This window comes from Chitinophaga lutea (genome assembly GCF_003813775.1).
Classification (GTDB): domain Bacteria; phylum Bacteroidota; class Bacteroidia; order Chitinophagales; family Chitinophagaceae; genus Chitinophaga; species Chitinophaga lutea.
In genome coordinates this window covers 594,473-607,748 of sequence record NZ_RPDH01000002.1, presented here as the reverse complement: position 1 = coordinate 607,748, position 13,276 = coordinate 594,473, and the positions used below count along the sequence as shown (strand labels likewise).

Genomic DNA, 13,276 nt, shown 5'->3' with positions numbered 1-13,276 from the left:
TGCCGGATAAGCTATTGCGAAGGTAGGGCACTATTATTAAATTTAGGAAGAATTTACAATTTTTATAATCAGCTTCCCGCTATCAAAATCAACACATAAGCCCGCGTTTCATACTTTTTCTTTAACTTTTGCCAGTGTAAAACCCACCGATATGGCAGAAGAAACAATAGAGATCCGCCAGCTTACAGCGGAAGACTACCGTGATTTAAAGGAATCCATGGTGAGCGCCTACGCCGACATGCCGGGCTCGTACTGGCGCGAGGGCACCATTCAGCGGCTGACCTCCCTGTTCCCGGAAGGGCAGATAGGCGTGACCGTAAACGGGAAAGTCGTGGGATGCGCGCTGTCCATCATCGTGGACTATGAGAAGTTCGGCGATGATCACACTTACGAGCAGATTACCGGCTTTTATACCTTCAATACCCATAACCCGAAAGGCGACACGCTGTACGGCATCGAGGTGTTCGTAAACCCCGATTACCGCGGCAGACGCTTGGCGCGCCGCCTTTATGATGCGCGCAAAACGCTCTGCGAGCACCTGAACCTCGAAGGCATTGTGGCCGGTGGGCGTATCCCCAACTACGAAAAATATGCGCAGCAGCTGAGCCCGCGCGAATACATCGAAAAGGTGCGGGACAAGGAAATCTACGATCCCACGCTTACCTTCCAGTTTTCGAACGATTTCATCGTCAAAAAAATACTCCGGAACTACCTGCCCAACGATGCCGCCTCCAAAGGTTTCGCGACGCTGCTGCAGTGGTTCAATATCTATTACGAGAAAGACAGGGATACCATCCGCTATAACAAGTCCACCGTACGCATCGGCCTGGTGCAATGGCAGATGCGGGCCTATCCTGGCATGGCGGGCCTCCTGCAGCAGGTGGAGTTTTTTGTGGATGCGGTAAGCGATTACGAAGCCGACTTCGTGGTGTTCCCCGAATTCTTCAACGCCCCGCTGATGATGGAGTTCAACCAGCTCGACCCGGCAGCCGCCATCCGCGGCCTCGCCAAATACACGGAGGAGCTTCGCGAAGCGTTTTCCCAGATGGCTGTATCTTACAACGTCAACATCATTACCGGCAGCATGCCCATCGTGGAAGACGACCTGCTGTTCAATATTTCCTACCTCTGCCGCCGCGACGGCACGCATGAATCGTTTAAAAAGATACATCCCACGCCCAGCGAAGTATATTCCTGGGGCATGAAGGGCGGTAACGAGATCCGGGTGTTCGATACCGATTGCGGGAAGGTGGGCATCCTGATCTGCTACGATGTGGAATTCCCCGAACTGTCGCGCATCCTCGCACAGCAGGGTTTACAGATACTGTTCGTGCCTTTCCTCACCGATACCCAGAACGGCTACAACCGCGTGCGTTTCTGCGCACAGGCCCGCGCCATCGAAAATGAATGTTACGTAGCCATTGCAGGCTGTGTGGGTAACCTTCCGCAGGTAAACAACATGGATCTGCAATATGCACAGTCAGCCGTGCTAACCCCGTCCGACTTCGCGTTCCCCGTCACCGGCGTAAAGGCGGATGCTACCCCCAACACGGAAATGATCGTGGTAGCGGACGTAGACCTGGTACTGCTCAAAGAACTGCATGCATTTGGAAGTGTGCAGAACCTGAAAGATCTTCGCAGCGATTTGTACCAGGTACAACTGAGGAAAAAATAAAACCATGCATAAACGTACCATCAATCTGGCCCTGCAAATTTTACCGCAGGTGGCCTCCGATAAAGTATACGCCGTTGTAGACGAAGCCATCGCCGTGATCCAGCAATCCGGCGTCAAATACAGGGTGTGCCCGTTCGAAACCGTGATGGAGGGCACATACGACCAGCTCATGGATATCGTGAAACGTACGCAGGAAGTGTGTTTCAAGGCAGGAGCGGGGCAACTGCTGGTGTACATCAAAATCCAGAACAACCAGGATGCCGACGTGTCGATCGAAGACAAGACCGGCAAATACGACGGGTGATTTGCAACTGCATTACAAAAGCGGCCGGCTCAGATAGATGAGCCGGCCGCTGTGTTTTGGGGAACAATTTGGCAAAACAATTTGGCAAAACAATTATTTATACTGGTAGGTCGTCTTCGTTACATCGTCGCTGTCTTCTTCCTTCGTCTGCGATGAAGTGGGGAACCCGGCTGCATCATATTCGTAGGTAGTGGTGCTGGTGAGGGTATTGCCGAGGAACTTCATGGTCAGCGTTTTGATCTCGTTGGCGGAGTAGGCCTCTATCGCAAGTTCCGACGTGAGGGCGTATTTCAGCTGCATGGCCGCTGCCGGGTTTCTTTTGGAACCGTGGGTGAGGGTGATCACCGCCTTGGTAACCGGGTCCTGTGTGCCGTTATTGCCTGCCACCGCGGTAACCGTTGCCAGGTTGTTAGCTGCATAGCCGAATTCTACGTATGTTTCGTGCCCGCTTTCCGGGTCCGTGTCCTTTTCGAAGATCTTGCTCACCTTGCCGTCCGTGATCGTGTAAACGCCGTTAAACACCCCTTCGTCGCCATTTCCGTCCACGCTCCGGCGTACATATTTTTCGGGAAGGCCTGCGGCGGTGTAGGTGAAGGTGTATTCCTCGCTTTCGTCGCCGTTTTCCATTTTCTGTTTAATGAGCCGCCCGGCGCCGTCGTATGTGAACGTGCGGGTGGGGCCGTCGCTGTCGGTCAGGGTGACGAGCTGGTTCTTTGCGTTCCAGGTAAAGTCGATCGTCGTTTCCAGTCCTTCTGCATCTTTTTCTGTCATCTTCGTGATGTACTTCGTGATGTTGGGTTGGCCGCCGTTGTTTTTGTCTTTTTTGCAGGCCGTGAATGCTGCGCCTGCGATCAATAGCAGGAATACTGTCTTTTTCATGAGCTGTTTGATAAAAGGGGTTACGATTAATGTGTCGCAAAGGTGGGGTGAAATGCGCTGCCGGCGGGCATGGCCGGCGCTGAAATGACGGAAATGCCCGTTGAAGTGACATAAAAAAGCCGCTGCACCGGAAGGCAGCGGCTTGCGTTACTTGTTGTGAAATATCATAGTTTGCCGAACAGTATCCCGCCGAATACGAGATACGCCATGGCAAGCGTGATCAGGATATTGAACACCTGCGCGATGATGAAGGCCATGGCAGGGCGGCCATTTTCCATTCTGAAGATGTCGGTGAATTTTGTTTCAAGGCCGATGCAGGCAAAGGCGAGGGCAAAGTAACAGGTCTGCAGGTCTTTGATGCTGCCTTTCACTTCCTTCACGAGGCCCGGGGTGAGCAGGAAAGAAAACACCAGCGACACCACGATGAAACCCAGCACGAATTTCGGGAAACGCTCCCAGATGGTGCCCAGTCCCGGTTTGGCCTGGTTGCCTTCTTTTTTGGAGTATGTCCACCAAACGGAAATGAGAAATGCCGCGATGCCGAGCAGTACGTTCTGCGAAAATTTCACCAGTGTGGCGTACTTCAGCGCTTCTTCGCCAAGCAGCGTGCCCGCCGCCACTACGGCGCCGGACGTATCGATGGTGCCGCCGAGCCAGGCGCCCGCTACTTCGGGCGGCATATTCATCCACCGGGCTACATACGGCATAAAAATCATCATGGGAATGGCCACGATCAGCACCAGGGAAATCACGTGGCTGAGTTTTTTGTTGTCACCTTCGATGGCCCCGGAAGTGGCGATGGCCGCCGATACGCCGCAGATGCTCACGGCGCTGGATATCATCATCCGGAACTCGTCGTCGAGGCGGAATTTTTTACAGAGCCAGAACGTAAAATACCATACGGTGAACACCACCACCACGGACTGCAATACGCCGAGCCCGCCGCCTTTCACCAGTTCCTGGAAAATAATGCCCGTGCCGAGCAGCACCAGGCCGGTTTTGATGAACAGTTCGGTTTGCAACGCGGGTTTGATGAAACCCGGCAGGCCGGTGACGTTGCTGATAAAAAGGCCCAGCAGCAGGCTGAACAGCACGATTTCGATGCCGAGGTCTTTCACGCCGGCCTGGCCGGTGATCACCTGTGCGAACATCGAAATGAGCATGATGGCCAGCAGGCCGGTGGCCAGCTGTGCAGTGATTTTTTTCCCGCCGAGCACAAAGGCGATCAGGAGGCTCCCAAGCATCCAGAGGTACAGCACGCCCATACGGCCAAGGTTGGCGGTGCTGGTGAGCTTTTCGCCAAGCTCGCTCACGTGGTTCCAGTCGAATTTAGGCATAGCCGGGCGCAGGCCCAGCAAAATGAGCAGGATGCCGGCAAAGGCCAGTATCACTGCAATCCAGTCTTCATGTAATGGTTTCTGTTTTGGCATCATTTAATGGTTAGTGAAAAAAGAAATATCCGATGGCGATCGCCGCGATGATACCCACCACATCCGCAATGAGCCCGCAGGCGAGGGCATATTTTGTTTTTTTGATATTGACCGAACCGAAGTACACGGCCAGTATATAAAACGTGGTTTCAGTGGAACCCTGCAGTATACAGGCCATGCGGCCCTGGAAAGAATCGGCACCGTAGGTTTTCATGATATCCACCATCAGCGCCCGCGCACCGCCGCCACTGAAGGGTTTCATGATACCTACCGGCAGGGCGGGCACAAAGTCAGTGTTCAGCCCCAGCGCGGCCACCGCCATGCCGATGCCGTTGGTGATAAAATCGAGGCAGCCCGTTACCCTGAATACGCCGATGGCCACGAGGATGCCCACGAGGTAGGGAATGATCATCACTGCCGTGGTAAACCCTTCTTTGGCCCCGTCGATGAACGTTTCGTACACGTTGATCTTTTTCTTCACGCCCATCAGGATAAAAGAGAGGATAATGCCGAAGATGATGATGCCGCCGGCGGTAGCCGTTACGGATGCGATTTTATCGGTGGGCATATTGTGCATGAGGGCATAGATGCCGTAGATCGCCAGTATAAAACCACCCACGAAAACGAGGATGGGCAGGCGGAAGAGGTTGATGCGCTGTACGGCGGCCACCGCAATGATACCGGCAATAAAAGAAATGAACGTACCGATCATGGTGGGGATGAAAATATCCGCCGGGTTGGCGGCGCCCATGGAAAGGCGCATGGCCATCACGGAAGTTGGGATGATGGCGATGCCGGCTGTATTCAGCACCAGGAACATGATCTGCGCGTTGCTGGCGGTTTCTTTATCAGGGTTGATTTGCTGCAGCTCCTTCATAGCCTTCAGCCCGATGGGGGTGGCCGCATTGTCGAGCCCCAGGGCGTTGGCCGAAAAGTTCATTACAATGGAGCCCATGGCCGGGTTCTTCGGCGGAATGTCCGGAAAAAGCCTGGAAAACAGCGGGTTCACCCATTTGGCCAGCAGTTCGATCATGCCCGCCTTTTCGCCCACCCGCATGATGCCCAGCCAGAAAGTCATCACCCCGGTGAGGCCGATGGCTATTTCAGCCGCCGTTCTGCCGTTTTCGAAAGTGCCGGTCATCATTTTCCCGAAAATCTCGGTATCCCCGAGGAAAATGAGTTTGCACAGCGCCACGATAAACCCGATCACAAAAAAGGCGATCCAAACATAATTTAATGCCATAATGTATAATTTGGTAGTATCCGGGCATGTCTGTCGGACAATTCTCCCGGACGGGGGACAAAATAGTAAATTTTAACACGCTATTACTCGGTGATATGCACTATCTTTGCGCAAATTTTTGAAGAAATGGCTTTACAAGCAGGAATTGTAGGATTACCGAATGTGGGAAAATCTACTTTATTTAATGCAGTTTCCAACTCCGCCAAAGCGCAGGCCAGCAATTACCGCTTCTGCACCATTGAGCCGAACGTTGGCCTGGTAGACGTTCCGGACGAGCGGATCGCCAAACTGGAAGAACTGGTGAAGCCCAATCGCACCGTGCCGACCACTATCGAGTTCGTAGACATTGCGGGCCTCGTGAAGGGCGCCAGCAAAGGAGAGGGCCTGGGTAACAAGTTCCTGGCCAACATCCGTGAGGTAGACGCCATCGTGCATGTTATCCGCTGTTTTGAAGACGAAAACATCCTCCGCGACGAAGGACCCATCAACCCTGTAGGCGACAAGGAGATCATCGATACCGAGCTGCAGCTCAAGGACCTGGAAAGCGTGGAGAAAAAAATCGCACGCACCGAGAAAATGGCTAAAACCGGCGGCGACCCCAAAGCCAAAGCCGAGTTTGAAGTGCTGAAACGCTGCAAGGAACATCTCGAGCAAGGTAAAAACATCCGTGAGCTGAGCCTCGGCAAAGAAGAGCGTGCAGCCATCGCCGACCTTTTCCTGCTCACCGAAAAACCCGTTCTGTACGTGGCAAACGTAGACGAAGGCTCGCTGCTCACCGGCAACAAGTTTTCCGAAACCCTGAAAGAAGCCGTAAAAGCGGAAAAGGCGGAGGTGATCGTGATGAACAACTCCATTGAGGCACAGATCACCGAAATGGAAGATCCCGCGGATAAAGAACTGTTCTTCTCAGAATACGGCTTGACCGAACCGGGCCTGAACCGCCTGATCCGTTCCACTTATAAACTGCTGGACCTCATCACTTACTTCACCGCCGGCGTGCAGGAAGTAAGGGCCTGGACCATTCATCAGGGCTGGAAAGCACCGCAGGCGGCCAGCGTGATCCACACCGATTTCGAAAAAGGCTTTATCAAGGCGGAAGTGATTTCTTATGAGGATTTCGTGAAATTCGGCTCAGAGGCCGCAGCCCGCGATAACGGCCGTTTACGCATTGAAGGCAAAGAGTACGTTGTGAGCGACGGGGATGTGATGCATTTCCGCTTCAACGTATAGACCAAAGATACCCATGAGCAATCATGAGGGTTACAACAAAATCAGAAGGCCTTCCGGAAATCCGGGAGGCCTTCGCTATTATGGCAAAGTAAGAAGTAGTCAGGTTAGAGATTGTATCCGATGGCTGCATACAGCTGCATACCCACGGTGGGGTTCCCCCACGACTGAACATAAGTGTTCTGTGTGATGTTGGCACCGCCGATTTTCACCGTGATGCGGGGTTTCGGGAACAGTTTGCTTACCTGCGCATCTAACGTGCCGTAGGCGGGTATTTCGCCCTGGTTGCTCACCCGCACGGCCGGGCCTACGAAAGAAGATGACCAGATGAACGCTTCCTGCCAGCGCCAGGTAACATTGAACCCGAAGTTGGAGTTGGCGATGTTGCGGTTGCCCACGTAGATATTGTACCGGTACCGCGGCGTATTGTACATGGCCTGGAAACTGCCAAGCTCATCTTCGTCGCGCAGTTTGTTGAACGATACGTTACCACCCGCAACGAAGTTGGCGGGCAGGCTGTAATCGAGCCCCAGCGCCCAGCCCCACGATTTCAGGTCTTTTTCGTAGTTCACGGGGATGGAGTAGATCTCCCTGCCACCGGAAGCGAGCGGTTTCACCAGTACCTGTGAGCCGTTGAAGTTTTTGAAGGTGTTGGAATACACGTAAGCGTCTATCAGCAACTTGCCGGCAATGAGGCCTTTATACCCCAGCTCGAATGCAATGATCTTTTCAGGTTTGAACTCCCGGAAAGTATACTGTTTGGGCGCACCGGCCTGTACGGATTCCAGTGTGAATACAGGCGATTTGTCGAGCCCGTATCGTTCGCGCAGGAAAGGCAGACCACCCAGCAGGCGGGCTTGCGGCGTGAGCAGGTCGATGTACTGATCCTGTGTATGGGGGATGCGGAAACCGGTTTGATAGGAGGCCCGCAGGTTCTGTGTTTTCAGGAATGTATACACCGCGGAAACACGGGGGCTGAACTGCCCTTCGAAGTTTTCATTTTTGTCGTAACGCAACGCTGCGGAGAGTTTCAGGTTGTCTTCAAGGAGTTTTTTACCAACCTGTACATAGCCGCCGTATTCGTTGATCCGGAATTCCTTCCCGTTGTCGTCGAGCGCGAAGATGGTTTTTTCGGAGTTGAGCGCATATACACGGTAGTTACCGCCGACCATCAGCTCCATGAAGTCGATCTGGTTCTTGAAGTTGTACATGAACTCGGCCTGGTAAAGGTTGGTTTTGTCCATGAACTTGGCTCCGATGCCGGTGGCGAGGTCGCCGGGAATGGGTTTGTCTTTCACCTTGTTGGCAGCGGCGTCGAATTCAGGGGTGCCGGGGAGGAGGCGGCCCTGGTCGGCCGCTTTACGGGCGGCATCATGGTAACCGGCAGCGTTGCCTTTAATGGCGGCAGAGGCGGTGCCGAATGCCTGCTGCGGCGATTGCCCCCCGGCCCTGGCCTGCTGGAAGGCCGTCACGAATGCCGGGAAAGCGGCGCCTGCATAAGTGCCGAAATACTGCTGGAACCAGGTGGTGCTGGGCTTCCAGGCTTCGTTGATGCCCGAGCCCAGCGTACCCACGGCGTATGAATCGCCGGAACGTTCCTGTGTGGTATACAGGCGTACATAAAAGTTATCGCTTCGCAATTCCAGTTTGTACTGGCCCATGCGAAAGTTTTTGATAGAGTAGCGGTCTGCGCCGGTGTATACGGTAGTACCGGTACCGTAGCTGCCCTGGGCAATGGCCTCCAGGTTGCCTTGTATCCGGTAGTGCAGGGCCACGTTGGCTTTCAGGTTTTTGGTATCGTAGTCGGCCAGATCGCGTTCGTCATAGCCGGTGCGGGAAACAAAGGTGTTGGCACTGTCGGGCATGAATGCGCTGAATATGGTGGCGGCAGGCAGGCCTGCCTGTGCGGCGAACTGTGCGATGCCGTTGCCCAGGGCATTGCCGGGACCGGGCGTAGTAGCTACAGGCCGGAGGCTGCCGTACATGTTCACGTTGGTTTCATCACCATAAATATTCACGCCGTTATAACCTGGGTTGGAACGGTCGCCTGTTTTGAGGTTGCGGCCGTTGAGCAGGCTCTGGTCGCGCTTATCATATGCCTGCCAGTCGTCTGCCTTGATATAACCGAGATTCACCTTGAAGGCGAATTTATTATTGAATGCTTTGGCGTAACGTACGGACACATCATAATATCCGGTGGTGGCGCTGCTTCTGCCGGACTCGTTCAGCAGCCCGGTTTTTATATTGGCGCTGAGGCCTTCATACTGGAAGGGGCTTTTACTGTTCAGTAGCACAATACCGTTGAGGGCGTTGGGGCCGTACAGCGCGGAGGCCGCACCAGGGAGGATTTCCACGTTATCCATGTCCAGCTCGGTAATGCCTACGATGTTGCCCACGGAGAAGTTCAGACCGGGCGCCTGGTTATCCATACCGTCGATCAGCTGCAGCATACGGGTGTTACCGTTGCTGTTGAAACCACGGGTATTCACGGATTTGAAGGTGAGGCTCTGAGTGCTCATTTCTACACCTTTCATATTGGCCATGGCGTCGTAGAAAGTGGGAGCGGGCGTGGATTTGATGGCCCGCGTATCCAGCTTTTCGATCGATACCGGCGATTGCAGGATGCTTTCTGCAACACGGCTGGCAGATACCACTACTTCCTGCCCGAGTATTTCGGTGGAAACGAGCTGCACGTTTACGGCCTGCCCTGCATCCGTAACGGTCACTTCCTGTGATGAAAAACCTACATAGGAGAAAATAAGGGTCAATGGCAGGGAGCGGGTAGTGGTGACGCGGAACTCGCCGCTGCTGTTGGTCACTGCCCCTGTAGCGGCCCCTTTTACGCTGACACTCACCCCGGGCAGGCCCTGACTGTTGGAGGAGTTAACAACTGTGCCCGTTATAACGTGCTGGGTTTGTGCGCCCGATATTTGCCGGGAGGCCGGCAATATGATAACAAGCAGGCACAGCATACGTAAAATGCATTTCATAAAGTGAGAATTTAATGAGAGGATATTGGCTGATACAGTATTTAGATAATGCTTAAATTAAATATAAGGAAAATATACACGTGGCCGTTTACTGGTGCATTTGGTATTATAAAATTTAATCAGAAGTTAACGCTTTTTTGGAAAAACGAAAAGTTTTCCATTAAAGCTTTGATTAATAGCTAATTAAAAGGGCAAATAAATCTGATATTATTATTCCTGCTCCAGAAACCTGCTCAGGATGCGGCCTATTTTTTCGAATTCAATCAGGAACCCGTCGTGGCCATAGGGAGAGTCGATCTCATGGTAAATGGTATTGTACATGTGAGTGGCGAGCAATACCTGTTCTTCGGGCGGACAAAGGATATCACTGGTAATACCGATCAGCAGGGTCCGTTGGGTGATCTGCCGCAGGGTGGTGGTAATATCGTCGTGGCGGCCGCGGGCGATGTTGTGGCTGTCCATCGCCTTGGTGAGCAGCCAGTAGCTCTGGGCATTGAAGCGTTTCACCAGTTTGTCGCCCTGGTATTGGATGTAGGACGATGCCCGGAAATGGTCCGTCTTTTCTTTGTCGGGATCGCTCTGTGTGCGGACAAAGGTCTGGTAGTTCCGGTAGGTGAGCATACCGATGGCCCTGGCCGCTTTGAGGCCTTTGGCGCCGGCCTGGGGCTGTGCTTCTTCCCAGGAACCGTCCGCCTCGATGGCGAGGCGCTGGGCGGTATGAACGGCGATGCCCCAGGGGCTTTCGGCCGCACCGGTGCAGAGCAGGAACAGTTTGCCGATGCGCTCCGGTTCTATCAGTGCCCATTCCATCACCTGGTAGCCGCCCATGGAACCGCCTACCAGCAGGTGAATGTGTTCGATGCCGAGGTGTTTGCGCAGCAGGATGTGCGCATGTACGATGTCGCGGATGGTGACCTGCGGAAAGCTGCGGTAGTAGGGTGCTCCCGTGGCGGGATTGGTGCTGAGCGGGCCCGAGGTGCCATAGCAGCTCCCGAGGATGTTGGCGCATACGATGAAGTGGCGCGCCGGGTCGATGACGCGGCCGTCGCCGATGAGCCCCTGCCACCAGTCGGCCACGTCCGAATTGGCCGTGAGGGCATGGCATACCCATACCACGTTATCCGCATGACGGTTGAGCGTTCCGTATGTATGATAGGCAATCTCCAGGCCGGGCAATACTTCGCCGGATTCGAGCGTAAATGGTTGATGGCTATGGAAGGTTTGCAACGACAACTTTCAACAAAATTTGCGCAAACCTACAAAAGTCAGCTTCTAATTACAAATTACAGGTCACATATTCCGGCTTATGAATGCGGCTTGTCATATAATCTCCGCCGTTATTTAGTATTTTACCGGTTTACCAGTATTTTTGTAGTCAAATACCAGCAAACACATATGAAGATCGCTTTACAAAGAATAGACGACGGCTTTAACATGGAAGCGGTGGACGAACAGGGCCACAAGGTTTTAATGGATTCCTCCGTGGAGAACGGCGGCAAGAACAACGGCGTACGCCCCATGCAGATGCTGATCATGGGCCTGGGAGGCTGTTCCGCCATCGACGTGGTGATGATCCTCAAAAAACAGCGCCAGGAAATTAAAGACTTCCGTATCGAAATCGAAGCCGAGCGGGAAAAGGGCAAAGAGCCGTCCCTCTGGGAAAAAGCGCATATCGTGTTTCACCTCAGCGGTAATATTGACGCGGACAAAGCGGCGCGCGCCGTGGAACTTTCCATGAACAAATACTGCTCTGTTGCGGAAACCCTCCGCCAGGGCAAAACCAGCCTGACATGGGAAGTAAAGCTCAATAGCTGATTTTAAAGTAAAGAACTGATGAAGAAAAAGAACAAGCCAACCTATCATCCGGAAACCCAGGCTATCAGGATACAATCCGAACGCACCTCGCACATGGAGCACAGCGGCCCGCTGTACCTCACTTCCAGCTTCTGTTATGAAGATGCGGAGGCGATGCGCGCTGCTTTCGCCGATGAAACGGATGCTTATATCTATACCCGTTTCAGCAACCCCTCCGTACAGGAGTTCATCGACCGCATGTGTGCGCTGGAAGGCGCGGAGTCAGGCTTTGCCACCGCTTCGGGCATGAGCGCCGTATTCGGCAGCTTTATGGCCTTCCTGAAAACGGGCGACCACCTGCTGTCTTCCGCCTCGGTGTTCGGTTCCACCCACACCGTGATCACGAAATTCCTGCCCAAATGGGGCATTGAGCATACGTACTTCGACCTCACCAAACCGGAAAGTGTCGAAGCGCTGATCAAACCCAATACCAAAATGATTTTCGTGGAAACGCCCTCCAACCCCGGCCTCGACCTGGTGGACCTGGAAGCGCTGGTCAGCATCGCGAAGCGGCACAACGTCATCATCAACGTCGATAACTGTTTTGCCACACCGGTATTGCAAAAGCCGCTTTCACTGGGCGTAGACCTCGTAACGCATTCCGCCACCAAGTGGATCGACGGGCAGGGGCGCGTACTGGGCGGCATCGTACTGGGCCGCAAAGAACTGGTGAATGAAGTGTATGCCTTCTGCCGCAGCACCGGCCCGGCTTTATCGCCCTTCAATGCCTGGGTACTGAGCCGTGCGCTGGAAACTTTGCACGTGCGTATGGAGCGCCACTCCGGTAGCGCATTGGCGCTGGCGACCGCACTGGAAGGCAACCCCCACCTCGAATGGGTGAAATACCCCTTCCTGCCAAGCCATCCCCAACATGCCATCGCGAAGAAACAGATGAGCGGCGGCGGCGGTATCGTTTGTTTTGAACTGAAAGGCGGCCTCGAGAGAGGGCGGCGCTTCCTCGACAAACTCGAACTGCTGAGCCTCACGGCCAACCTGGGCGACAGCCGCAGCATCGCTTCACATCCCGCTTCCACCACCCACGCCAAACTCAGCGAGGCGGAACGGCTGAACGTGGGCATCACCCCGGGTCTTATCCGTATCTCCGTAGGGCTCGAGCACATCGGCGACATCCTCCAGGATGTGCAGCAGGCGCTCGAAGCCAGCAAATAAATTTTTATGCCGTTGCAGGGCGCTACAACAGGCACCCGCAACGGCTTTTTTTATAACCCGGCCATCGCCCCCAAAATGACAGCCCGCATATTTGCCGGATTCCTTAAATTGAGTACTGTTTAATATTGTCTGTTCTATGCGTTTTATCCTCTCCCTATTATTAACGGCGGCGACCGGTTATATCCTTGGTATTTTTCTGGATTGGTGGAGTGTGGCCCTCGCTGCGTTTTTAATAGCCCTGTTATACCCGCAATCTCCCGGTAAAGCATTCATCAGCGGATTCCTGGCCGTGTTCCTCCTGTGGGGCATCCTGGCCACGATGATGGACGCCCGCAACGATCACATCCTGGCCACCCGTATGGCCAATCTCATCCTGAAATCTTCTTCCCCCGGCATGATGGTGGTGATTACCGCCGTGCTTGGCGGCATCGTCGGCGCACTCAGCGCACTATCGGCGTCCGTGCTGCGGTACAAAAAGACGGCATAGCCGGCACCTGAACTTAT

General features: G+C 53.9%; 11 protein-coding genes. 6 read left to right on the top strand and 5 right to left on the bottom strand.

Translation table 11 applies throughout. From position 1 onward, the window contains the following. The first annotated feature begins 151 nt into the window (after nt 1-151). Complete coding sequence (locus EGT74_RS14770) at nt 152-1,675, top strand: bifunctional GNAT family N-acetyltransferase/carbon-nitrogen hydrolase family protein (protein WP_123847355.1); 1,524 nt, start codon at nt 152-154, stop codon at nt 1,673-1,675. A gap of 4 nt (nt 1,676-1,679) precedes the next feature. Then, a complete protein-coding gene (locus EGT74_RS14765; RefSeq protein ID WP_123847354.1) occupies nt 1,680-1,979 on the top strand; it encodes a thiamine-binding protein in 300 nt (99 codons plus the stop codon). Between the two features lie 93 nt (nt 1,980-2,072). On the opposite strand, the gene EGT74_RS14760 is transcribed toward EGT74_RS14765, so the two are convergent. The 3 genes from EGT74_RS14760 to EGT74_RS14750 form a co-directional block, all read right to left on the bottom strand. Continuing rightward, nucleotides 2,073-2,858 (bottom strand): RHS repeat domain-containing protein, encoded by a 786-nt coding sequence (locus EGT74_RS14760; protein ID WP_123847353.1) that lies wholly within the window; start codon nt 2,856-2,858, stop codon nt 2,073-2,075. A gap of 164 nt (nt 2,859-3,022) precedes the next feature. Further along, nucleotides 3,023-4,288: a YeiH family protein gene (locus EGT74_RS14755; protein WP_123847352.1), complete on the bottom strand. Its 1,266-nt coding sequence runs from the start codon at nt 4,286-4,288 to the stop codon at nt 3,023-3,025. A 10-nt stretch (nt 4,289-4,298) separates the two neighbouring features. Continuing rightward, on the bottom strand, nt 4,299-5,531 hold the full coding sequence (locus EGT74_RS14750; protein ID WP_123847351.1) for a nucleoside recognition domain-containing protein: 1,233 nt from the start codon (nt 5,529-5,531) through the stop codon (nt 4,299-4,301). Between the two features lie 126 nt (nt 5,532-5,657). On the opposite strand from EGT74_RS14750, the gene ychF reads away from it, so the two are divergent. Then, nucleotides 5,658-6,761: a redox-regulated ATPase YchF gene (gene ychF / locus EGT74_RS14745; RefSeq protein ID WP_123847350.1), complete on the top strand. Its 1,104-nt coding sequence runs from the start codon at nt 5,658-5,660 to the stop codon at nt 6,759-6,761. A 104-nt stretch (nt 6,762-6,865) separates the two neighbouring features. Here ychF and EGT74_RS14740 read toward each other — a convergent pair whose 3' ends face one another. After that, a complete protein-coding gene (locus EGT74_RS14740; protein ID WP_123847349.1) occupies nt 6,866-9,748 on the bottom strand; it encodes a TonB-dependent receptor in 2,883 nt (960 codons plus the stop codon). A gap of 210 nt (nt 9,749-9,958) precedes the next feature. Further along, nucleotides 9,959-10,981: a homoserine O-acetyltransferase MetX gene (metX, locus tag EGT74_RS14735; protein WP_246008218.1), complete on the bottom strand. Its 1,023-nt coding sequence runs from the start codon at nt 10,979-10,981 to the stop codon at nt 9,959-9,961. A gap of 162 nt (nt 10,982-11,143) precedes the next feature. Here metX and EGT74_RS14730 point away from each other — a divergent pair, with 162 nt between their 5' ends. From EGT74_RS14730 to EGT74_RS14720, 3 genes are all read left to right on the top strand, one after another. Next, nucleotides 11,144-11,563 (top strand): OsmC family protein, encoded by a 420-nt coding sequence (locus EGT74_RS14730; protein ID WP_123847348.1) that lies wholly within the window; start codon nt 11,144-11,146, stop codon nt 11,561-11,563. Nucleotides 11,564-11,581: 18 nt separating this feature from the next. After that, complete coding sequence (locus tag EGT74_RS14725; protein ID WP_123847347.1) at nt 11,582-12,772, top strand: trans-sulfuration enzyme family protein; 1,191 nt, start codon at nt 11,582-11,584, stop codon at nt 12,770-12,772. A gap of 136 nt (nt 12,773-12,908) precedes the next feature. Beyond that, nucleotides 12,909-13,259: a hypothetical protein gene (locus EGT74_RS14720; protein ID WP_123847346.1), complete on the top strand. Its 351-nt coding sequence runs from the start codon at nt 12,909-12,911 to the stop codon at nt 13,257-13,259. Nucleotides 13,260-13,276: the final 17 nt, after the last annotated feature.